This is a genomic window from Iocasia fonsfrigidae (genome assembly GCF_017751145.1).
Classification (GTDB): domain Bacteria; phylum Bacillota; class Halanaerobiia; order Halanaerobiales; family DTU029; genus Iocasia; species Iocasia fonsfrigidae.
Map to the genome: position 1 here is coordinate 3,787,209 of NZ_CP046640.1, position 24,031 is coordinate 3,811,239.

General features: G+C 33.2%; 23 protein-coding genes and 1 pseudogene. 3 read left to right on the forward strand and 21 right to left on the reverse strand.

The genetic code is table 11. The annotated features are described in order from the left end of the window. Positions 1–56: 56 nt before the first annotated feature. The 4 genes from ltrA to GM661_RS18180 all read right to left on the reverse strand — a co-directional run bounded on the left by ltrA (position 57) and on the right by GM661_RS18180 (position 4,436). Positions 57–1,352 carry a group II intron reverse transcriptase/maturase gene (gene ltrA / locus GM661_RS18165; protein ID WP_230868070.1) on the reverse strand — a complete coding sequence of 432 codons (1,296 nt, stop codon included), beginning with the start codon at positions 1,350–1,352 and terminating at the stop codon, positions 57–59. Between the two features lie 470 nt (positions 1,353–1,822). After that, positions 1,823–3,088 (reverse strand): four-carbon acid sugar kinase family protein, encoded by a 1,266-nt coding sequence (locus GM661_RS18170; RefSeq protein ID WP_230868071.1) that lies wholly within the window; start codon positions 3,086–3,088, stop codon positions 1,823–1,825. A gap of 5 nt (positions 3,089–3,093) precedes the next feature. Then, complete coding sequence (locus GM661_RS18175) at positions 3,094–4,068, reverse strand: 2-keto-3-deoxygluconate permease (protein ID WP_230868072.1); 975 nt, start codon at positions 4,066–4,068, stop codon at positions 3,094–3,096. 221 nt (positions 4,069–4,289) lie between these two features. Further along, positions 4,290–4,436, reverse strand: coding sequence for a hypothetical protein (locus tag GM661_RS18180; RefSeq protein ID WP_164522049.1), 147 nt, complete (start codon positions 4,434–4,436; stop codon positions 4,290–4,292). A gap of 673 nt (positions 4,437–5,109) precedes the next feature. Here GM661_RS18180 and GM661_RS18185 point away from each other — a divergent pair. Continuing rightward, complete coding sequence (locus GM661_RS18185) at positions 5,110–5,604, forward strand: helix-turn-helix domain-containing protein (RefSeq protein ID WP_230868073.1); 495 nt, start codon at positions 5,110–5,112, stop codon at positions 5,602–5,604. A gap of 96 nt (positions 5,605–5,700) precedes the next feature. On the opposite strand, the gene GM661_RS18190 is transcribed toward GM661_RS18185, so the two are convergent. From GM661_RS18190 to GM661_RS18210, 6 genes are all read right to left on the reverse strand, one after another. Then, entirely contained in the window at positions 5,701–5,964 is a 264-nt protein-coding gene (locus tag GM661_RS18190) for a hypothetical protein (protein WP_230868074.1), read from the reverse strand. Positions 5,965–6,151: 187 nt separating this feature from the next. Continuing rightward, positions 6,152–6,856 (reverse strand): MurR/RpiR family transcriptional regulator, encoded by a 705-nt coding sequence (locus tag GM661_RS18195; RefSeq protein ID WP_230868075.1) that lies wholly within the window; start codon positions 6,854–6,856, stop codon positions 6,152–6,154. A 250-nt stretch (positions 6,857–7,106) separates the two neighbouring features. Continuing rightward, a complete protein-coding gene (locus GM661_RS18200) occupies positions 7,107–8,444 on the reverse strand; it encodes a 6-phospho-alpha-glucosidase (RefSeq protein ID WP_230868076.1) in 1,338 nt (445 codons plus the stop codon). Continuing rightward, on the reverse strand, positions 8,441–10,003 hold the full coding sequence (locus GM661_RS18205; protein ID WP_230868077.1) for a PTS transporter subunit EIIC: 1,563 nt from the start codon (positions 10,001–10,003) through the stop codon (positions 8,441–8,443). Before GM661_RS18205 ends, GM661_RS18200 begins: the two co-directional genes overlap by 4 nt. 370 nt (positions 10,004–10,373) lie before the next feature. After that, complete coding sequence (locus tag GM661_RS19260) at positions 10,374–10,517, reverse strand: DUF3368 domain-containing protein (protein WP_407929608.1); 144 nt, start codon at positions 10,515–10,517, stop codon at positions 10,374–10,376. A 77-nt stretch (positions 10,518–10,594) separates the two neighbouring features. Continuing rightward, positions 10,595–11,185 (reverse strand): AAA family ATPase, encoded by a 591-nt coding sequence (locus tag GM661_RS18210; RefSeq protein WP_230868078.1) that lies wholly within the window; start codon positions 11,183–11,185, stop codon positions 10,595–10,597. A 656-nt stretch (positions 11,186–11,841) separates the two neighbouring features. Here GM661_RS18210 and GM661_RS18215 point away from each other — a divergent pair. Continuing rightward, positions 11,842–12,075, forward strand: a complete 234-nt coding sequence (locus tag GM661_RS18215; RefSeq protein WP_230868079.1) for a type II toxin-antitoxin system Phd/YefM family antitoxin — start codon at positions 11,842–11,844, stop codon at positions 12,073–12,075. Continuing rightward, positions 12,059–12,481, forward strand: a complete 423-nt coding sequence (locus GM661_RS18220) for a PIN domain-containing protein (RefSeq protein WP_230868080.1) — start codon at positions 12,059–12,061, stop codon at positions 12,479–12,481. Before GM661_RS18215 ends, GM661_RS18220 begins: the two co-directional genes overlap by 17 nt. A 463-nt stretch (positions 12,482–12,944) precedes the next feature. Here GM661_RS18220 and GM661_RS18225 read toward each other — a convergent pair whose 3' ends face one another. The 11 genes and pseudogenes from GM661_RS18225 to GM661_RS18275 form a co-directional block, all read right to left on the reverse strand. Then, on the reverse strand, positions 12,945–13,877 hold the full coding sequence (locus tag GM661_RS18225; RefSeq protein WP_230868081.1) for a transketolase family protein: 933 nt from the start codon (positions 13,875–13,877) through the stop codon (positions 12,945–12,947). Next, positions 13,870–14,688: a transketolase gene (locus GM661_RS18230; RefSeq protein ID WP_230868082.1), complete on the reverse strand. Its 819-nt coding sequence runs from the start codon at positions 14,686–14,688 to the stop codon at positions 13,870–13,872. The genes GM661_RS18225 and GM661_RS18230 overlap by 8 nt, the downstream gene beginning before the upstream one ends. A 67-nt stretch (positions 14,689–14,755) precedes the next feature. Further along, the gene (locus GM661_RS18235; protein WP_230868083.1) at positions 14,756–15,442 is read right to left on the reverse strand and encodes a FadR/GntR family transcriptional regulator; all 687 of its coding nucleotides are present in this window, start codon (positions 15,440–15,442) and stop codon (positions 14,756–14,758) included. 121 nt (positions 15,443–15,563) lie between these two features. Further along, positions 15,564–16,844 (reverse strand): TRAP transporter large permease, encoded by a 1,281-nt coding sequence (locus GM661_RS18240; protein WP_230868084.1) that lies wholly within the window; start codon positions 16,842–16,844, stop codon positions 15,564–15,566. A gap of 21 nt (positions 16,845–16,865) precedes the next feature. After that, positions 16,866–17,366, reverse strand: a complete 501-nt coding sequence (locus GM661_RS18245; RefSeq protein WP_230868085.1) for a TRAP transporter small permease — start codon at positions 17,364–17,366, stop codon at positions 16,866–16,868. Between the two features lie 152 nt (positions 17,367–17,518). Further along, positions 17,519–18,532, reverse strand: a complete 1,014-nt coding sequence (locus GM661_RS18250) for a TRAP transporter substrate-binding protein (RefSeq protein WP_230868086.1) — start codon at positions 18,530–18,532, stop codon at positions 17,519–17,521. Positions 18,533–18,883: 351 nt separating this feature from the next. Then, positions 18,884–19,117: a hypothetical protein gene (locus GM661_RS18255; RefSeq protein WP_230868087.1), complete on the reverse strand. Its 234-nt coding sequence runs from the start codon at positions 19,115–19,117 to the stop codon at positions 18,884–18,886. Between the two features lie 226 nt (positions 19,118–19,343). After that, positions 19,344–20,177 carry a class II fructose-bisphosphate aldolase gene (locus tag GM661_RS18260; protein ID WP_230868088.1) on the reverse strand — a complete coding sequence of 278 codons (834 nt, stop codon included), beginning with the start codon at positions 20,175–20,177 and terminating at the stop codon, positions 19,344–19,346. After that, entirely contained in the window at positions 20,174–21,319 is a 1,146-nt protein-coding gene (locus GM661_RS18265; RefSeq protein ID WP_230868089.1) for a PfkB family carbohydrate kinase, read from the reverse strand. The genes GM661_RS18260 and GM661_RS18265 overlap by 4 nt, the downstream gene beginning before the upstream one ends. 31 nt (positions 21,320–21,350) lie before the next feature. Next, positions 21,351–22,019 (reverse strand): DUF4867 family protein, encoded by a 669-nt coding sequence (locus GM661_RS18270; protein WP_230868090.1) that lies wholly within the window; start codon positions 22,017–22,019, stop codon positions 21,351–21,353. Further along, positions 22,019–24,029: pseudogene (locus tag GM661_RS18275) on the reverse strand (alpha-glucosidase). The gene GM661_RS18270 and the pseudogene GM661_RS18275 overlap by 1 nt, the downstream one beginning before the upstream one ends. Positions 24,030–24,031: the final 2 nt, after the last annotated feature.

The window sequence follows — 24,031 nt, forward strand, 5'->3', positions numbered from 1 at the left end:
ACTCCTCACAGAACCGTACGTGCCCTATTTAGGCATACGGCTCTTCACTCGATTATTCACCTAACATAACTAGCACCAGCACCTAATCTATATAAATTTACTTTTATTCTTGGCTTGACAATAGGATATTTCTCCAAGAATATTTCGAACTTCTCCCAGTCAAAGCTTTTCTTTTGACTGCGTCTGTTTAACCATTTATAAACTAGCTTTTGAACCTCATCATACAGGCTATCAATACTTTTGCTGTTATCTGATACTGCATAATAGTTGTATGTTCCTGTTAGTTTTCTGTTTAACTTCCTCATTAGTTCTTTTACTGGAAGAGTTCTATTATATTTTAGCCAGGATTTACATCTCATTATACTACGATGATGTCGCTTATTACTTGTCTTTCTCTTTAGTCGTTTGATTCCATCCTTACATTTACCCATATAATGGGTAAATCCAAGAAAATCAAATGTGTCATTGTCATCATCAGCAGATACATTTACTATCTTAGTTTTCTCTTCTGATAACTCTAAACCGAATTTGGATATTCTTTCTTTCATTGCTTTATAGAAGTATTTTACATCTTCTTTATACTGTAGGCAAAATATTATATCATCTGCGTATCTCACCATGTAAGCTTTACCCTTTAACTCTTTACGCATTGTTTTATTAAACCATAGGTCAACAACATGATGTAGATATAAATTCGCCATAATTGGAGAACAGACTCCACCTTGCGGTGTTCCTTGTGGAGTGTCATATTTTATTCCTGCCTCCATGACTCCAGCTCGAAGAAGTCTCGATATGAGTCGTTGTATATTAGGATCTTTAATTCGATGGTCAATGAATTTCATCATCCACCCGTGGTCTACATTATCAAAGAATTCTTTAATATCTGTATCAACTACATAGTTAATATCATCTCTGTTAACTATTCTTCCTAATATTCTCAAGGCATCATGACAGTTTCTTCCTGGACGAAAACCAAATGAACATTCAAGAAAGTCTTCTTCATATATCGCATTTAGAATCTTTGATAGTGCCTTTTGAACTAGTTTGTCTTCGTATGCTGGAATCCCTAGCGGTCTCTTCTTCCCATTTTCTTTTGGAATATATACCCTTTTCGCAGGTAATGGCCTATATGCCCATCTTTTCATTCTAGCTATTAAGCTCTTAACATTCCCTGGAAGATTCTTTCCATACTCCGCTTTTGTTACTTCATCTACTCCAGCTGCTTTGTTTCCAGCTAGTTCATGATGACATTTGACTATCAATTCATAATTAATTAGATGTATTAGTGATGTAAATCTTTCATTAGGTCTATTTCTAGCTACTTCAGCTATTCTTGCAAGTTTCGTTTCCACATTTTCACCTATCTCTGTGTATAGAATATGTTTCCCTTTTAAGATTAATCTTGTGTAATCGCCTTCCCATCCACAGGCATTACTCTGCTTCCTCGGTACTATGCGATTATCCGACTCCCTGTAATATTAGATGTCCTTACTTTGTTATCGCTTGGTTACATCCTATCTCTCTGCGTAGAAATTACAGGGCCTCCCAAGTTAACAATATCATATCTATGTATAGCATGCGGAGGTCTCCGACCCCGGGGTGTTATTGTATTCTCGCTTATCGAATACTATAATGTTGCCTTCTGCTCAGTCGACAGCATCGGCCTTTCCCAATCTCCAAGATTTCGAGGCTCAATCCCTTCAGCTAAATGCTTACCGCCTACTACCTAACTGTTTACGCTTAACATCTATGGTTACCCATTAAATGTCCAAAACTCGCTATGAGTGGTTTGCTAAACCTTCCTCAGTAGGAATCCCACCTACTATATGATATGCTCTTTTCTTGGCGCACCGCCTGCCTTGGTGACTACCGGGGTTGCAGGAAGATTTTCCCCTTTAAATGTCCCCACAGGAATTCCTGGTAAAACTTCATTGTCAATTATTGTTGCCTCAGCCCCAATTAATGAAGCTGATTTAACAGCAATATCTCCACCAGTTAGTAAAAGCCCTTGAACCTTTTTGTGCAGATAGAGTTCTTTGGCAATAGTACCAAGGAAATGAGCAATCAGATTGCTAATCTCTAAACTATTCATTCCCCTCTGATGAGCAATCTCTTTTACTCTCTTAACCACTTCCCTACTCCTGGCAGAGCGGATTATAATATCTCCTCTTTTCTCCTTGATAAATTGTTTAGCCCTGGTAATTATTCTAGTTAATTCTTCTTCATATTCACCTTTTAGGAGATTTTCTACATCCACATCAATTACATTTAATTTTAATTTCTTCTCTGCGTATTCAACCTGTCTTCTGCTTACCTTACTAACACTTCCGACTATTCCTACTATTACACCTGTTGTTTTTTTATCTGTTTCCCTGTTAATTAAGCCTAAAGCAACTGGCAGACTCTCAGCGAAACCTGCGGAACCTACTAATAGATAATCCTTTTCTAATAATCCTAGTAGACTAGCTATCAAATCCAGATCTTCATCTGCAACTGCATCAATGAGCAGTATTGGCACACCTTGATTTATTTTCTTAGTAAGCTCTTTCCTTAATGTTTCTTTACCCTTAAGTACATATTTTAAAGCAATAGTCCCTATTTTTTTATCTGTCTGTCCCCTGATAATATCAGGTATATAGGAACAATTAATCGGAGTTACCGGGTCATTGGCTATTTCTGTTCTTTCTAGTGGTACACCACGAACTAACTGATTAGCTCCAATAGTAACCCGTCCATTGGCAGGCAAAGCCGGGGCAACAATTGCTAAATTATAGCTGCCGGCTTCCAGTGCTGCTTCTATTTCTGAGCCGATATTCCCTCTCAGGGTAGAATCTAGTTTCTTATAAATATAATTTACCCCCATATCTTTTAAAGCCCGGACAGTACTAAAGACTTTCTTATATGCCCTTTCTTTGCTATCAAATCTACTATCTATATCTACAACAATAACATCATAAGAACCGTCTATTGCTGGTAGATTATCCAAATTAGAAATTACGACTGTCTTTAATCCCTTTTTACTAAACTGTACCCCTGTGTCATTAGCACCAGTAAAATCATCAGCAATTACTGCTAATTGTGTTATCATCTTTATCAACCTCCAGCTTCGTTTGCTGCACTCTCTTCACTCTCTATAGTATCACCATGATTATTAACCCGTTTTGCCATATAAGCTGTAATGGCAGGAGTTAGTAAGGCTGTGGTTATCGTTGAAGCAGCTACCTGTGGGGTAGCTAAAGTTGCCAGTGACTTGATTGCCGGGTCAGCAACAGCAACTGCCTGGGGTGTGGCTACAGCATTACCTGCCGTGCTAGAGGCCGCTGCTCCAGCAATACCAGTACCTCCTGTTTTCTTGTCAGCCATAATGTTAAAAAATCCACCTACAATACTGGTCATTGCCCCTAATAATATACCTGACAGTCCTGCTTTAATTAACATGCTAAAATTAATACCTGCCCCCAGGGCAAAGGCGAAAAAGGGAATTAACATAGCACCACCTTTGCTTAGAAACTCCTTTAACTCCTGGTCAAGGTTACCTAAAATCATCCCTACAATAATTGGTAAAATAACTGCCACTAGACTTATAAAAGGTATATTAGCAATACCCGCTGTCCCCAGGGCAATCATGGTTAAGAAAGGACCACCATTAATTGAAACAATCGCTATGGCCCCTACATCTGTTTCATCACCAAACTCACCTGTTAAGGCTGCATATAGTCCACCATTAGTATTGGTCATAGCAGCAATTATGGCCAGCGAAGATAAGCCAAATAGATTATTCCCTATGAATTTAGATACTAATAAGCCGATTGCTACCCCCACTAAAAACTTAGTCGCTGTAATAACTAAACCCTTTTTAGCCGCTTTAGGGGCTGCCTTAACACTAAGCCCTGCCCCCATACAAACTAAAAACACCCCAATCAGGGGAAGTGCCCCACTAGCAATGGCAGTTGTAAACCCACCTATCTTAAGTAGCTGTGGGAAAAAGGTATTGAACAAAGCCCCTATAATTAAAGGAACTATCATCATCCCACCAGGTATCTTTTCTATCAACTGTTTGATTTTCATGATTATAACTCTCCTCCTATTTTTGAAGATTTCAAATCATACATCTGACCATCAATCCTTCCCCAGGCATAGAACCAGAGAGAAAGATTAAAATTTTTTAAATACTCTCATCATTCGCTAAAGGTGCTGAATACATGAATAGCTCTTTGTTAATTCCCACAGAAAAAAATGGGCCGGGAAAAATAAATTTTCCGGCCCAGGGCCCCAGGTTAAACAATAAATTATTTACTTTTTAATCTGGCAATTTCTATGATAAATTCTTCATTTTTACCTTTAATACGTACTTTATTATGATTAAATAACTTGTATATCTTATCCCCCGGTTGATATTCTGGAATATCCCTCTGCCGCTTCTCTCCTTTCTGCACAGCAATCCCTCCCGGGAAGCATTTTTAAAATCGTCACTAAAATAAAGCAATTTTAAAGATTCAGCTTTTTACAAAAAACAAAGCTACCACAAATTTACAGAGACCTGCCTATATGGTATAATTGTTATACAAGACATCCATACCACTATCTGGCACCATCAGAAGAATGAAAATAGTCTTTTTACACCCAGCATAATTATGCTTTATGGAGCGACTTTGACTTTTCATGGAGGCATGGACGCCGGAATGAAAAGTCGTAAGAGTGAACAAAGCAGGACGCGGAGTGAACGGCAAGCGGAATAAACATAATTATGGGACAATGTTAAATTTATTTTCAGGGAAGGCTAACTGACATAATAATCAACCACTACTATCCGTTGCCCTAATTTATTATGTACCTCCTTTCTAATTAAGAAAGAGTTTAGGGCTATTTCTATCTTAATTTACATGATTTTTTTGTTTGCTTTTATTGAGGTTTTACTGTGTCTGAACACTAGAGTTATTTCTATTTTTTTGAAAATAATTTATACTACTACCTCCTTTTTTTCTGATAAACTGTTTACAAATTGATTACATATTCATTATATTATCAGATTTTGATATTGTCAAGGTAAATAAATCAATTTTTGATTTATTTTAATAAGAAAATTAATATTTGTTATAGGTGATGATAATGGAAGAAAACAAAAAATTAAAAATTGATAGACTAAAAACTTTAAGAAAAAAATATAATTTAACTCAAAAAGAATTAGCAATACGATTACGTATTGGACAATCAACAGTTGCTACAGTCGAAAAAACAGGGAATCTCTCTGATCAATTCATATATATCTTAAGTAAAGAATTTGGGATAAGAGAGGAATGGATCAAGACAGGGGAAGGGGAGATGAAAAAATCCCCTGAAGAGATTATACAAGAAGCTGTTAATAAATTATCCCCAGAGAAAGCCAAAAAGGAACTACATAAGTTTTTATCCAAAATGGACGGAGAAGATGAGATATTAGACCCTCGTCAAGAAAAAGATAAACCAGAATTTATAAGGATTTTAGATTACCTAAAAAAGAAATACTATGATTCAGATCGAGATATGCAAGGCTGGTTGACTGTAGAAATCAAAAATGCCTTTCCTGAATATGAGGAAGATATTAAAAACAAATCATCAGAATGATTAAGGCTATGAGAGATATAATTATCCTACTGAAAAATAGAAATCCTATCCCAGAGTTTTCTCTCTGGAATAGGATTCAAAGCCATCAAAACAGCATTAATTTTTATAAATAACCTCTCTAAACTCATCAAAATTATTCTTCTCTCGAATTAATTCTTTTATACCTTTAATTCTGGATAAATCTTTAATCTTTCTAATATCATCCATTAAAATTAAAGCCTCTTTACCATATTTTAATTCTATAGCTATTTCTATGCCTTCAATAATTCCTTCTAATTTCCCTTCTTTTCTAAGCTTCTCCGCAATAGTCATAATATCTTCACTCCTTTCAAGGGATACTTTTTTGGCTATTTTTCTCAATTTATTTAAGGATAACTCCTCTTTTGCGTTCATAATATATCTAATAACAGTTTCAAAATATTCCATACCTGTTTCTTGTTCAGCAAGTCTATTTAATAAAATACATCCGGCACTTTTTTAATAATTATCTGCTAAATTTAAGCCGATATCTTAAAACTTCAGGCAAACAAAACACACATGCTTAGTCTCATTCATTAGATAAATATTTTCTAGAATATTCACTCAATGTCAATTCTAATAAAATTATAAGGTTGGCAGTAAAGAAGTTTGGTAAATAGTACGCTGTATCTGATTTTATTCCTGCTACTTCAAGTGTTATATGAGATATTTTCGCCAGTGGTGAATCTTTATTGGAAGTAAAAACTACAACCTTAAAATTATTTCTGATAGCCTCATTAACCTTTTCAATAATCTCTGCTCTACATCCAGAATAAGAAAAGAAAAAGTAAAGTCCGGATTTACTTTTTCTAAAAGCTTCATAATGATAACTACTAGCTGCATTAAAACCAAATATCAATAATTTTTGCAAGTAATATTCTCTAGCACTATCACAAACCCCTAATGAATCCAGATAAATTTTTTGATTTCTAAATTCTCTTAATACTTTTACAAGCATATTAATATCCTCTTTTAAGTGCTCATTCATATATATACTGCTATTATTAGAAAAGTCTATTTTTAGTGCATTATTAGTGGATGCAAGAATAGTATAATACATTTCACTATACCCACTATATCCAAGCTTTTTGGATAACTTTATAACTGCTGACTTTGAAACAAAACACTCCTTTGCTATTATAGCTATACCAACTTTTTCATTTTTACTGATATGATTTTGTATCTTATTTAAAATTCCTTTTTCAAGTTCTGTTAATGTTACATTATCTACCATTTATAAACACCTTCTGCTCATAAAATAATACCTATATTTATAAAATACATTTATATCATTACGTTAGCATTTAGTCTATAGGTCATCATTTAGAGTTTCCTTAAAATTCAAACCACCATTCTATTATAAATTTTAATATGCTCCTATTTTTTCTATGTATTATATGAGTTTTTATAAAAAAACATTCTTGATTGCACCTATTCAATAACAATCAAAAGTATTTATTATGTTACTATGCGCTGTCTAAAATCTAATAAAGTTCATTCCAATATCCTTTATTAGCTTCAATTAAATCTTTTAATAATTCTTTAGCAACATCAGTATTTATAACTGTACGGTTTAGTACAAGTGCTTGTAGTGCTTTTTTATAACTTCCTTCTAAACAAGCATCTACTGCTAATTTTTCATATGCATATTGATTTTCCATAAGTCCCTTGTAAAACGTTGGTATACTCCCTACACTCAACGGTTCAACTCCATTACTTCCAACACGGCATGGAACTTCTACCAGCATCTCAGATGAAACATTATTAATAACTCCATAGTTTTCTGTAATTATTAGGAAAATTTCGTTTGTGTTATTAGCAATTGAGGTTGCTAAATCTACTATATATTCAGCATGACACCCTACATCACTAGTAATCTCATAATCTGTGCCATGCATTTTCCCTAATGATATAATTTTATGTAGCCTGTCATAAGTTTCTTTTTCGTTTCCATCCATTACTTCATTAGCTCTTGTATACTCTTGATTTTCTTTATCCTTCATCTTAGCTGGATATAAATAATATTGTAAATATGTGTTTGGCAAATATTCATCATAATCATTTATCATCTGGCTCATAAATTCAAAAGTTAATCTCCAAGATTTCTCCTGAAAAAGAGGTTCTGTTTGTACATCCACTGGAGTCTTTAATATTTCTCTTAGCTTAGGTAAATAATCTTTTCCTGTCTTCTTGTCCAAAACATGTGTAAACCATCCAAAATGATTTAAACCAAAATATTTGGGTTCGAAATCCCTTCTATTTACTCCAAGCACACTTGCATAAATATCCATAATTGCAATTGGCATATCACAAATATTAATAATGCGATAATCTCCAGGAAATACTCTTTTCGTTGCTTCTGCTACAATTGCAGCAGGATTAGAATAATTCAAAATCCAACATTTTGGAGAGTAAATTCTAATGCTTTTTATTAAATCAATAACAGCAGGAACACTCCTTAAACCATATGCAAATCCTCCAGCACCACAGGTCTCCTGACCAATACACCCATGTTTTAAGGGAATCTTTTCATCCTTTTCACGCATTTTTAACCTTCCTGCACGAATTTGCATAAAAGCAAAATCTATATCCTGAAATGCCTCTTTTTCATCAGTAGTCCATATCACTTCCTCTAATTCAGGATAATATTCTTTAAATAATATTTTTGCATATTGTCCAACTACTTCTTGACGTTCACTTTCATTATCATATAATACAATCTTTCTCAAAAGAAATCTTTCTTTTTGATTACATAACATTGCAAGCATATCCGGTGTATAGCGGCTTCCTCCACCAATAATACAAATTGAATGTTTTTTCATTTCACATTACCCCTTTTTGCATTTAATAATTTAACAAGTTTTTCTTTTGCGTTTTCTACAGCCATACCAATAATAATTTGTACATTGTTCCCTTTAATAACGATACCCTTTTGCTCAGCTTTACTTATTATTTGTTTTTCTACCTTACTGACATCCTTTACATCAATTCTCAAGCGTGTAAAACAGTTATTTACCTCTATAATATTCTCAGCTCCACCTAGCCCTTCAATAAATAGTTCTGAATCTTGATTGCTGTTACCAGTTTTTACAGAAATACTATCATCTGCCCGGCTGTTTGTCTTATCGTTAACAGAATTTTCTCTACCAGGCGTTTTAATATCTAATCTTCTAATTAAAAAAACAAAGACAAAATACCATACTGCGGCCATTATAACACCAACGGTAAAGAAAATATATATCTTAGAAAGCTTAGGACTTATTACAAAATTACAAACTATTGTATCCAATAAGCCATAAATTGAATACGTTCTTGACCCTAGTATCCATAATAGTGTTTCCGAAAAACCAGTAATAAGACCATGAACTACCCAAAGTAATGGGGATATAAAAAGAAATGTGAAATCAAGAGGTTCTGTAATACCTGCTACCACTGCAACGAAAAGTGCAGGTATAAGCAATCCCCTTACAGCTTTTTTATTTTGGGATTTTGCAGTTTTTATCATAGCAAGAACAATACCTATACTTCCAAAAATTTTTGCAAACCCAAAGGTTGCAAATCTTATTGATGGATCAATAGCTGTCAAAGCAGCACTATTACTCATTTCAGAATAAAAAATATTAACAGCTCCTTGTACAGACTTGCCAACAATATTCAAAGTACCACCAATTCCAGTAAAACAAAATGGCATCCACAATAAATGATGTAACCCTGTTGGTACTAAAAATTTATTACCAAATGAATATACAAATACACCTAATGCTCCTGCACTTTTCATAAAACCAGATAAGCAATTAATACCACAATTTACTACAGGCCATACATAACTAAGCACAATCGCTAATATTAAAGTAATTGGAACCATGACTATAAATACAAACCTTGTCCCTCCATATACCCTAAACATATCTCCAAACTGTACATTAGAGAATTTGTTAAATATGTATCCAGTAATACATCCCAATATTATTCCTAAGAATACATTCATATCTACTACCTGGAACCCTAAAACAGTATTTTGTCCAGTTCCAAATAAGTCCATAACTCCTGGCTTAGCTAGCATATTTTGTGAAGTAAGCCAAGCATTATTACTTGCTAAGAACACAATGTAAACTATTACGCTAATAATAGCTGCATCCACCTTTTTGTTTTTTGCAAATGCTGTTGTTAATCCAACACAGAATATAATAGATAAATTATTTAACATAGCATCCATCATTTTTTTTAATAACATACCAAAAAAAACTATTAACGATGGCATAAAACTAAGTTGCATGATAACAGCAATTGCAAGAATAATACCCATAATTGCCAAAAACATAACTGATTGTACTGCAGCTTGTGAAAATTTTTGGCTTAATAATAATATATTTTTTTTCATAAAATAGTAACTCCTCCTTTTGTTTATCTACACTATACTCTAATTCACCTCCCCAATCAATACAATTTCAATTATTGTAAAAATATTTACATAAAATAAAATAATTCACTGTTTTATAAGCCAAAAAAACTGACAATATAGATTGTCGCAAACTCTTTTGCACTACAAGCTATATTATGATAAACCCACAACCTGCTTCATTCACTGCTAACTAGATTTTAACAGGCTGACAGAAACAAACAAAGCTACTCAACAATAACTTAAAAAAATCTTTTGAAGAATACCTGAAGTAGATTCATTTCCCAAATAGAAAAACCCTATCCCGGGTTTTTCTACTGGAATAGGGTGATTTCCTAAATCTAGTTTCAACTTACATATCATACTTTAATATATCATTCTCTAATTCTTTTGATATTCTAAAATTAGTGTCTTTTAACCTTTCTAAAACTTCTTTGATAGAAGTAATTATATTTTTTCTCTTAGCATTTATTATAACTCCTAAAGTACCTGTCATTTCTATATTTAACTTTTTCGCTAGCTTCCTTGCTTTTAAATCATCTAATATTGTAATATTATTATCTGTTTCTAAAGCTAATGCAATTGTACTCGCTTCTCCTCAAGCTTAATATTTTTAATATCATGGACACCACCCAGAATAACACTCTTAAAGCTAATATCCTCATCTGCTTTCATAGCCAGATACTTATTTCTGAGAACAGCTAAAAACTGCATAAAAACCCTGTTGCCACTACTTTTATCAACCTCATCAATAATTAGAACACATTCTTTATCCATAGATTCAACTATGTCTGTTAAGTTATTTGATAACTCATTAAAATTCCTGGTCCTATCTATATATTCTTTAAAAATATTATATAGACCTTTATCGGTAAATCTCACACTCCTGGCTAATACAAGAAAAATATTCTGGCAAAAGGCCCCTTCCGTTGCAAACATACTATCTCCAACACCTTCAAAACTGGTTTTAATAACAATATACCTCTTAGTTAATGCCTTTGTAAGTAAAAACATAGTTGTAGTTTTACCATATTGACGGGGCCTATTAATAGTAAAATAAGCGCCTTCATCTACCATTTTTTCTATCTTTTCGATTTTCTTGCTTATATCAACCATATAATGCTCTTCTGGTATACAAACCCCGGTTACATTAAATTTTTTCAAGCTATCCACCTCATTTATGGCAATTTTCTTGATACTTTAATCCCTCATAGATTAATTTATACAAATATCTGTTTTCTAGTATTTATTTTATCACAGCAATATAAAAACTACCAGTTTTATAATGAACTGCTAATTAAAAACAAAGACCCTATCCCAAATTCACTGGAATAGGGCCTATTTTTTATAATTTTTATAGTAAACTAGCAGCTTCTTCATCTATAATAAGTGTTACCCTCTGGATGGGTCTGTAATAATGAGGAAGGAACCATTAACTCTGACAGGACAAAACCTATTGTAAGTATATTTCCTTACAATAGGTTTATAATTTTTCCAGGTTTAAACAAATACTTATCTATTCCTGTTTCCCAAAGAGTCCATTCATGGGAATTTTCTGGGATAAACTCTCCCAGCATGAAGACCTACAGTCTTTTATTTAAACAAACTAAAAATATGGATCCAAGTGATGTAAAACAAATCATCAGAATGATTAAGGCTATGATAGATAATGATTATCCTAGTGAAGAATAGAGAAACTCTATTCCAGGGGTTTTTACTTATACTTTGACCGTAATGTTGATTTTAAATTTACATATCGCACATTATATAGTATAATATAATAAAGATTGTGCATAATATGTTTTTAAGGAGGTATACTTGTGTTACAAATAAGTTCTACAGAGTTTAAAAGGAATTTAGGTAAATATTTATCACTTGTCAGCAAAGAAGATATTATTATTACTCGTAATGGTACCCCCATCGCTCAAGTCAGCATTCCTAAAAATGAAGAAGTAAGTTTAGTAAGCCAACTTACTGGCATTATACCTAATGATGGTTACACCACTGAAGATGCAAGGAAGGAGCGGCTAATAAAATATGAAGATAGTCATTGATAATAATGTTATTTTAGATGTTTTCCAAAACAGAGAACCCTTTGTTAAATCTTCCTCCAAAGTCTTGCGTTTAGTGGAAACAAAACAAATTAGAGGCTATATAACTGCCAATTCAGTAACAGATATCTATTATGTTTTAAATAGGGGATTAAAAAACAAGCAAAAGTTATATTCTATCATGGAAATACTCTTAAAACTTGTCGATATTATAGATGTCACCGCAAGGGACATTTATAAAGCATTTCATCCTGAAGTTATTGATTTTGAAGATGAATTAATCTATGTCTGTGCTGAACGTGCTAATATAGATTATATCATCACCCGAAATAAAAAAGATTTTACAAACTCCACCATAACAGTTATAACTCCTGAAGAATTTTTAACATCATTTTTTAAAAAATTTTAGCTTATTCTACGGACATTTTGGACCAGTAGTATTTCTAACTGACCATCACCATCCAGGTCACCAAACCTGATACTCTTCCCTGTACCAAAACCAGGAATCTCCAGTCTGTACCATAAAACTAGCCGGGGTAATCCAGCCCTTTCCTCTACCAGCTTTTCTTGCTTTTCTCTCTTCTACTTAATAAATAATTAGTATTTCTCTGCTTCCATACTAAGCTCTACCCAATCATAACGAACCGGGGCATTTGCTGCCAGGGCAATTTTACCCTTAGTATAAACGCTTATCCCTGACTACTAATTCCCTATCGGCAAGCAAAACCCTTAAATAATCACAGTACTATCTCTCCATTCTCATCCCTAATATTTAATTTATCTGCAAGCTCTTTTCAAAGTAAGATAAAATTTTAACCCTATCCCAAGAGTTTCCACTGGAATAGGGTTATACTCTTTTACTGACGTTACTTTTATAATAAAATAGTTTTACAGGTGTTAATAATATTATTAACTGATAAACCATATTGTTTTAGCAGTTGCTCTGGTTTGCCTGATTTACCAAATTTATCATTTATTCCTATGCGAGCAAATTTTATTGATGATTTTCCTGCTATAACTTCAGCAATAGCGGAACCAAGTCCACCGATAATAGAATGCTCCTCAACAGAAACCAGGGCCTTGCACTTATTAGCCATTTCTAAAATACATTCTTCATCAATGGGTTTTATGGTGTGAAAATTAACAACAGCTGTAGAAATATGCTGATTTTCTAATTCCTTAGCAGCTTCAAGGGCTTTACTTACCATAATACCAGTTGTTAATAAGGCAATATCAGATCCTTCTTTTAATATATTTGCTTTACCTGGGATATACGGCGTCATCTCATCTGTGATATTTTTACAAATAGGTCTAGCAGTCCTTATATATACTGGACCATTAATCTCAGTTGCTGCATATACCGCTTTTTTTGTTTCAATAGGATCACAGGGTACAAATATAGTCATATTAGGTATAACTCTCATTAGTGCAATGTCTTCAATACTCTGATGACTTCCCCCATCTTCTCCTACAGTTAATCCAGAATGAGATAAACCAAATTTTACATTGGCATTAACATATGCAATTGAATTCCTGATTTGCTCATAACCCCGCCCAGCACCAAATAACGCAAAAGTACTAACAAAAGGTATTAACCCAGAATGAGCAAAACCTGCTGCAGCACATATCATATTTGCTTCGGCAATACCAAAATTAAAAAACCTTTCAGGAAACTTTTCCGAAAATATATTTGTCATTGTTGCATGGGCTAAATCTGCATCTAAAACAACTACTTTACTGTTTTTACTGCCAATTTCAGCCAAAGATTCTCCATAGGCAACTCTAATAGACTTAGGTTCATTCATGAATATCCACTCCTAGCTCTTTCATTGCTTGAACATATTGGCTTTTATTAGGTGCCTTACCATGCCAATCAACATTATCCTCCATAAAAGAGACTCCGTAACCCTTATGTGTATGACAGCATATGAACTTTGGTTTGCCATTATGAGGTTTTTTTACCTTCTTTACAATTTCTTCTATATTGTGTCCATCAGCTTCATAACATTCAAAACCAAAAGCCCTATACTTCTCCATTATATTGCTTATATCCATTATTTCAGCATTAAATCCATCAAGTTGTAATCCATTATAATCTAAAATTACTGTTAGGTTATCTAAATGAAAATGAGCAGCAGACATAGCTGCTTCCCAGACCAGGCCTTCCTGAACCTCTCCATCTCCTATAATCGCAAATACTTGATAATTTTTTTTCTTATATTTAGCGGCCATAGCCATACCACCCGCAACAGAAACTCCCTGTCCCAGAGATCCTGTATTAACATCAACCCCTAATGTCTTATTCATATCAGGGTGTCCCTGTAAATGGGAATCTATTTGTCGCAAATTCCACAGATCTTCTCTACTAAAAAACCCCAAATCAGCCAGGATGGCATAAAGTGCTGGACATGCATGTCCTTTACTTAAAATAACCCTGTCTCTATCCTCCCAGTGAGGATTTTTAGAATCTACATTAATGACATTATAATAAAGGGCCATTAATATTTCCAGACAGGAAAAAGACCCTCCTATATGTCCTGATTGACTCTTATAGACCATATGAAGTATATCTTCCCTTAATTGTGTTGCTTTTTCATATTGTTCTCCTATATTCATTTCATCACTCCTAAATCTCCTAAATAGCACATTATCTAAATTTAATATCAAAAAATATATTTATCTGCTAATTATTACACAAATCTTTTAAGGCCTGCCTCATATGCAATAGGCTTTCCTTAGCAGCTTTATCTTCATCTTGGATAATAATAGAATCTAATATTTTTTGATGAGGTAATATAGCATGTTTTGCATTTTCTTCAAATTTAAAACTATTTTTTCTCAATACTTTAAAAAAATCATTTACTATTCTACCTAATACAACCAATAAATCATTGTTAGAAGCCAGAGCTATTCTTTCATGAAATTTGGCATCCAGTTCAGCCATTTTCTCATAATCAGAGTTCTCAACACTTGCAACAAATAATTCTTGCATCTCCTTCAAGCTATTGATATCTTCCTTTGTCCTATTTTTAGCAGCTAATCTTGCAGAAAGCGGATCCATAGCTATTCTTACTTCTATATAATCACTCATTTCAATTTTATGTTTTCTAATCCATTCTGTTGCGTCCTGCATGAAATTCTCCTTTTTACTTAAAACAAATGCACCTTTCCCAGTTTTAATATTAATATAGCCTTTAGATTGAAGAACCCTAAATGCTTCCCGGATAGTTGTCCTGCTAACATTCATCTGTTTGCATAATTCATTTTCACTTGGGAGCTTATCACCAATAATGGCCTCTCCATCCTTAATATAATTAATTAAATTTTCAACAGTTAAATCAACAGCTGTTTTTTTTATAATAGGTTTCATTAATACCCCCTCTTTTTTCAAGCCCTATAATATTTACATAATTTTGATAAAAGTTTTGTTTTCTTTCCTTCTTGCATAAATTATATTAAAAACACCAAATCATAGCAAGAAAATAATGTAATTAAAATGATTTTCCTAATAATAATTTAGGTATTGTTAAAGTTATCTGTGGAAAAATATTAATAAGAATTAAAACAATTATTAATCCTATATAGTATGGTTTTACCGCTTTAAATGCTCTTTGGAAAGATATACCGCCTAATTTTGATGTTAAAAATAATGTAATTGCCATTGGTGGTGTTAATAGACCTATCATTAAAGCAAAGACCATTATAACACCAAACTGAATAGGATGCATGCCAATTTGATTAACAATTGGCATTAAAATAGGTGTTAAAATCAATATACTTGCATTTGTTTCCATAAATGTCCCCATAAAAATAAGTAAGATATTAATTAATACTAAAATGATAACATTACTGTCTGTTATTCCAAACAATAAACTTGTTGCAAGTTCTGTTATTTTTTCCATTCCTAAAACCCAGGCAAAAATTTTACCTGATGCCATTAATAACATTACTAAACCAAGATTTTCAATACCATTTACCAAAACCCGCAATATATCTTTTATTTTAAGTTCCTTATAGATAAAAATTCCAACAATCAATGAATAAAACACTGCTACTGCTGCTGCTTCTGTTGGAGTAAAAAAACCAGATAATATTCCACCTACCAAAATTATTGGCGATAAAAGTGCAGGGACAGCTGATAAAAATGCATCAAATAATTCTTTGAATTTTGCTCTTTTATGCTTTGGATAGTTTCTATTTTTAGCTGTTAAATATACTGTAATCATCATAAAAAGGCCCATAATAATTCCAACACTTATACCTCCCATAAATAATGACCCTATAGAAATGCTCGCAGCAATACCAAACAAAACCATCGGACTACTGGGGGGTATTATTGGACCTATAATAGATGAAACAGCTGTAATGCCGACTGAAAAATCCGCATCAAATCCTTCATTTTTCATAGCTTCTATTTCTATTGCCCCTAAACCAGCACAATCAGCAACTGCTGCCCCTGACATACCAGCAAACAACATACTTGATAAAACATTTACATGTCCTAATCCACCTGTAATATGACCAACACAACAATTCGCAAATCTAAAAATTCTCTTTGTAATTCCAGAACTATTCATTAATTCCCCTACAATCATAAAGAAAGGTATTGCCAGCATTGTATATGATGATACTCCACTTACCATAGCTTGAGGTACAAATGTTAAGGAAACAGAGTTTGCAGATAGAATATATGTCATCGCAGTTAGAACCATTGAAAAACCTACTGGAACTCCCAATGCAATCATAATAAGAAATATAATTATAATTAGCATGAATTACTCTCCTCCTTTTTTTCAATTATTACACTTTTTTAATAAGACTAATTCTTGAAGTATATTGTCAAAAGTAAAAAACGCTGTAAATATCATACCTATCGGAAATGATATATACCAATACCCTGACTTAAATGGCAAAACAGTCATTGGAATCATCATCTTTCTTTCAGCTAATTGAAATCCATAATCTGTGAGCACAATACATGCTATCATGATCATAATGTTAATTAATAATTTCAATAAATGATTAATAGTAAAAGGAAACTTACTTGTTAAGACATCAATTTGAACATGAACTTTTTTTCTAGCAGCATATGCTGTTGATAAAAAAGCCAACCAGGATGCCAATACAATAGAAAACTCCTCAATTTCAATAATAGATCTACTCGTTATTATTCTTCTAGAAACCTGAAAGAATACGATGGTTATTAATACAACTAATACAAAAATAGTTAGCACTTTTACTATTTGTTCTAAATAATCTGCACACCTTGAAATACATTTAATAATTTTCTCCATCTTACAGACCTCCTTTTTAAATATAAGTTGAATAATTTAATTGACCTCCTCCTTAAAATATCATTAAATAAAATCAAAACAAAATAATTTTTAGGAGGAAGTCATAATCAAATATAATTTGAGTTTGGTCCAACTTTATCCAACTTATTATACTAATTATTTAAAGCCTGTATTCTTTCGTAAGCCCCTTCAGGATAACTATCTTCATTTTCTTTTAATAATTGAGGCACTATTTCTTTTCTAAAAGATTCAATATCAATCTCTTCTTTAGGAATAAATATCATTCCTTTTTCTTTAAACTTTGCTAACAATTCTTCATCTGTCTTATTTACCTGTTCATTATGCCATGCAAAACCTTCATCAATAGCTTCTGAAATAATTTGTTTATGTTCATCACTTAAGCCCTCATACCAATTATTATTAAAATACATAAAATAATTGGTATATTGGTGTTCTGTCTGCATTAAATGACTTTGAACCTGATACAAGCCTGCCTGATCAATATTTGCCAATGGGTTTTCTTGAGCTGCTACTATTCCTGTTTGTAATGCTCCAAATAATTCTCCCCATGATACTGGTGTAACATTTGCACCTGTTGCTCTCCATGAAGCAATTACACCAGGATTATTAGGCGTTCTTAGCTTTAAGCCTGTTATGTCTTCAACATTATAAACTGCTTTATTGGCTGTTAAATATCTCGGCCCTCTTAAAGCAATTGCATTAATATATGCCCTTACATTAAACTTTTCTAATAATATATTAGCCAAATCTACACCCATATCACTTTCCCAAAACTTTTGAAGGTGCTCTTGACTATCAAAAATAAAAGCCATATTAAATAATTCCATCCATTCTGGTGATGCCCAGTTGAATAACATTTCGGCATTTAATAGCATCTCATAATGTCCTTCAACAATTCCTGAACATAAATCTTCATCATTATCTCCAAGCTGACCTTCTAAATACAATATTGGTTTTAACGACCCATTAGATTTTTCTTCAATAATGGCCGCTATTTTTTTTGCTGCCTGTGTTGAGAGAAGTGATGAATTATTACCAACCATTTTAAAAGATATCACTTCATTTGATGCTGCATAACTACATACGCTTAATAATAATACCCCAATTAATGCTAAAGTCGTTACCACTAATACTTTTTTTCTCATTTTTATTCTCCTTTTCTGATAAATTTTTACAGCCATACAATATGTATTTTTGTCGTATTGTATGACTATCAGTTTGTATGACAATATTATATACCCGAAAATTGCATTTGTCAAACATTTCAAAAATTAAGTTAGGAGGAAAATAATCAGTTTATTTTCCGTCCTCTCACACCACCAAGCGTACCGTTCGGCACTTGGCGGTTCATTAAGAATTAATTGCTTGTGCATATCTTTCCATAAAACTAAAGTATCCTAACTTCTTTAATCTCTGATTAGTAAAAGCACGATTAAGTATGGGGCTATTGAATATTCTCCAGTAACCTTACTTTAGCTTTCGCTCAATAAAATCAGTCACACTTTGCATAACTCTTTCTGCTGCTTTCTTACTCTTGACATATAGTTGCTTATCATCACACTCATTCCATCAACTCCATGGCTACCTTTATTTCTCACAACTCTCTTATATGCTTGATTCCTATTAAGAATTCTTTCTATCAGATTATTTGATAATGCACTTTCATCGTTTCTTCTGTCATCTAACACCGTAGAAATACTCTGCACTTTCCCATTATCTCCAGTTTCCAACCTTACCTCCTGGGAATAGCCTTCATATGAAGTTGTCTGTTTCGGATAGTTTGGGCCTTGTAATAGACACCCTTGTCTTAAGCTAACGGTTGGCACTATCAACCTCCGTATCGGACTTTCACCGACTAGAAAGCACCCATGCTGGACGCACAACAAAGAAAAACCCTATCCCGGGGGGTTTTTCTCTGGAATAGGGTATTGATAGTTCTTTCCTCTATAACTCAACTTATAAATTGGAACGAAATAAATTAATCTTTTCAATCACTTTTTCTTTAACCCCTTCTCTGGCAGCCCCCATAATTACAGTACATTCTATCTCTTCGGGATTCTCTTCCCAGACAGATTTAATGCCATTATTAAAAGCAACTTTTAACTCTGTCCCTACATTTACCTTAGAAATACCAATTTTAATTGCTTTTTTAATACTTTTTTCTGGTACTCCTGAGCCTCCATGTAATACAAGGGGGATATCTACTCTATCTCTAATTGCTTTTAATCTTTCAAAATCTAATTTAGGTTCTCCACTATAAAAACCGTGGGCTGTACCAATCGCTACAGCTAAAGCGGAAATCCCTGTTTCTTTAACAAAGTATTCTGCTTCATCAGGAGCAGTTAAAGTACTCCCTGTCGACTCTTTTCCATCTTCAATCCCTTGTAACTCACCTAATTCTGCTTCAGCATAAATACCATATTCTTTAGCTCTCTTTACTACCAGTTTAGTGTTTTGGATATTATCTTCTAAGGAAAGATGAGAACCATCATACATAACTGAAGAAAAACCAGCTTCAATACATTCAAAAACAACAGCTAAATTATCACCGTGATCTAAATGTAAACACAAAGGGACTGAACAATTTTTTTCAGCGGCTTTAACAGTATTGACTAAATAATTTATGCCATAATATCTTAATGGTCGTTCAGTAATTCCTATAATTACTGGTGACTGAGTGGCTCTGGCAGCTTCTACTACTCCCTGTACATATTCTAAATTATGAACATTAAATTGACCTATGGCATAGCCTTTTTCTGTATCATCTAAAATCTCTTTTAAAGTAATCATTCTACTACCCCCTGTTTATTAAAATATGATGGATATTCAATTAAAAAACTAATTAGTTCTTCTCTACTTGGTGGTATACCATTTCTAATAAAATAACCTGCTGTTCCACTGGCAATAGCTAATCTCCCTTCAGCTTGATTACTACATAATAAACCTAAAATGTAGCCACCATTAAAAGTATCACCGGCCCCAGTAGTGACTACTGGATTTTCACAATAGGGTTGCTTTAATATCTTAATACCCTCCTGGTTACTACTAGCAGCAAATCGATTTGTATGTACTACCACATTAGATATCCTTGTTTTTTCTCTCACTTTATCCAAAATTTCTACTAACTCCATCTTTATATGCTCAGTAACAATACCTAGAGCTTTTGCTGTATCTAATAATTCACTTCTATTAAAACTAAGTGTTAGCTTGAAATATTCTTCTAGCTGAGATAAGCTACTGCAAATAAAGGCCAAATCTTGAGCACTCCTCTTTTTAACATTTCCAAAATCCATAAATAATTGACGCGATTTACGACTTAACTTGGGGCCAACCTCTTTTTTTATTCCTTTACAGATAGTATGATAATAAGGCATATTAGCCCAATACCCTAAACCTATTAAGTCAGCCTCTTCAATCAAATCAATTAATTTAGCTAAACCTACTTTATTTTTTATTTTTTCCCAGTCCATATTCCTTATATTTTGATTAGCAGGAAACATTAACTTCCCATCTGCAAATTCAAAAATATGAGCAATACAGGGATCCCCTAAAGAAATGACTTCTGTCATTTCTACTAAATTAGAAAATCTTTTGTTTATTTTTTTATCTCCAAACAAAGATATCAAAGTAGTGTCTATTCCTAATTTTCCTAACACCCTTCCTGTATTGGCACTAAACCCTCCAGCACGCTGGTCTTTTTTTAATATCTCAGTACTTAAACCACCACCAGCTACTTCCTTGATTCTTTGATTTAAAGTTAGCATTGACTCCATAATTTGATAATCAGTAGCTGAATTTCTCTCTTCTACTAAGTGCCAAACATTATCAACAAAACCATCCCAACCTAAAATTACTTTTTTATTAAAAGTAATTTTTTTTAATCTATTAATTGCCTGTTGGGTATAAATTTTAATCCTTTTTTCGTTAGACAATTAACTTCCCCCTTTATAGGTTTTAGATAATCTAATTAATTTTTATTCTTATATTTTCACCTAAAATACCTGCTTTAGCTCCTTGTTCTACTAGGTTATTTCTAGAAGGATGAACTAAAAGCCACTTGTTTTTAGCAAATAATAAATCCTGATTATCTTTTTTCTTATCCTGCTTATTAAGTGGTAGATTTGTACCTGCAGGTAAGATAACTACAGATTTGAATCCCCTTTTTTCTACTTTACAAGGGGCGTAATGAAGAGTAGTGCTGTAGATTTCAATAGCGGTACCTTTAGGAAGATAAAATGCTTCAACTTGCTTAGCATCATAAGTCCCCTCTTGGATATCCTGAACCTGTCCTAATAATAAAATTAAATTTGTAATAGCTATATTTATTTCAGCCCCTTTATGATATTCAAGACCATTTAAAGAAGAATTCTTCCCATTACAGTACCCAATCTCAATTAACATCTCACCATAGAAATCCTCTTCTATTCTTTTTTTGATAGCTAATTTATCCAGCTCAAGTATTTTAGCTTCATATTTATTTCCCTGCCTAGGTATTTCAGTCTTTTTTTCTACATAATCAATAATATTTTTAAAATCATAATTTTTAATTATCTTTCCATATTTTTTAAAACTATCATCCTCTATATTTTTAATTACAAGTTTTGGGTTTAATTTTCTAATTTTATTAATCATTATATTTTTGATAGCTCCTTAAATAATTCTACATAATCAGAATTTTTTCTATAAAACACTGGCGGACAACCTAAGGGGGCATCTATCTCCACAATACCTCCTTGATATTCTTCTCCTGTCCACAAATGAGCCCAATTATCCTCTGGTAGATATACCTCCCAGTTTTTTTTCCCCAGCCTTATAAACAGGTGCAATCAGGAGATCTGGGCCAAATAAATATTCATACTTCAGGTCATAAGTCTTAGAGTCATCTTCGTAATGCATAAAAAGTGGTCTTTGAACAGGAACACCTCTTTGCGAGTTAATTTCCACTAAATCTTTAATATATGGTTTTAATGTAATATAGACCTTAGTCATTTTTGCTAAATGTTCAATGGCTTCATCATCATCATAAACCTGGAAGTTTTCATCAGGTCTATTACCCTCATGCGACCTCATCACTGGTGTAAAGGCTGCCATTTCAGCCCAGCGCATGAATAATTCTTTACTTCTAATATTTCCGTGTAAACTGGTATAACCCCCTATATCACTATGATGCAAACCACAACCACTCATTCCCAATGACAATGCCCCGGGAATAACTGAAGCCAAACCATCATCTAAACTCCAATTTACACTCTGATCCCCTGCCCACATTAATGTACAATATTTTTGATTGCCAGTAAAGCCTGCCCGCATAAAATATACTATTTTTTCTAATTTACCAGCCTCTTTTACAGCATCATAGTTAAGCTTAGCCCAGATAACCGGCCAGGCATTATGCATAATTTCAGCACTTACGCCATTACTAAGATGACAGTCTACTGGTAAATACTCACCAAAGTCTGCCATCCAACCGTCTAGCCCAAAATCGATTAAATTTTCCTTAATAACTCCTTTATACCATTCTACAGCAGCTTGATTAGTAAAATCTACAACCCCACAGTAAAACTCTCCGAAATCAACTAAATATATTTCACCATCAACATTTAAGGCTAAATATCCTTCTTGAGCAGCTTGCTCATACAATCTTCCTTCCTGGGCTAGATATGGGTTAATATAGCCCATAAAGCGAATGCCTTTTTCTTTTAGTTGATGAATCTTTTTATCTAAATCAGGATAGAGTTCACTATTCCATTCCCAATCCCACATTAACCGTTTCCCAAAGGAAGTATGCCTAACCCCCTGCCAGTCTTGACACCATAACGCTGAAATTGCAACACCTTTGTCAATTAACTTATAAGCCTTCTCAATTACAAAATCTGTTCCACCTTGAATCCCTAATATAAAACCGTTATAGATCCAATCAGGTAATTTTGGCTGTCTCCCTAAAAATGCAGTTAATTTCTCCACTAATTCCAAATAACTGTCCCCAGTTTCAAATATTATATACTCTGGAATATCCCACACCTGTAATTCATGGAATTGATCATTTCTAAAATCAAAATCTAAATAAGCAGTACTTGCTAGATGGCAGTAATATTTTCTAGTAGATATATAAGTAGGTTGAGGATAATTAGTTGTATAATAATCTCCCCCTGCTTTATCTTTAAGATCAGCTTGCCAGGTCGTATAGCTTTTTTTATTTCTGCCCACTCCTGGTTCAGAAGTCCACAAAGGAAAACTCTTACCTCGCAGATTAAAATATGATAATTGTTCACCACAACCATATACTTTTTCATTTTCTGTTGCCATAATTCTAATCCACAACCTATTAATTGATTCCGCATGGTTTTCAAAATAGATTTTTAATTGGTTATTTTCCATTTTAACCAATAATTTTATCTGAATATTATCTCCTTTAAACCTCCTCAATGCAATTGAATAACCTTCACTTCGCCTTTTTATAGTTGCATCTTCTAGGGGAATCCGCTTAATAAGATAATCCTCTATCTTAAAATTTCCCCGGTACATATCAATCCTGGCTTCCCCATAACCAAGGTAAATAAAAGGTCTTTGAGGAGAATGGAAGATAATATCTCTCCCCTTTAAGCTAATTATAAAATTGTCTTCATTCTGGACTAATTCCATAA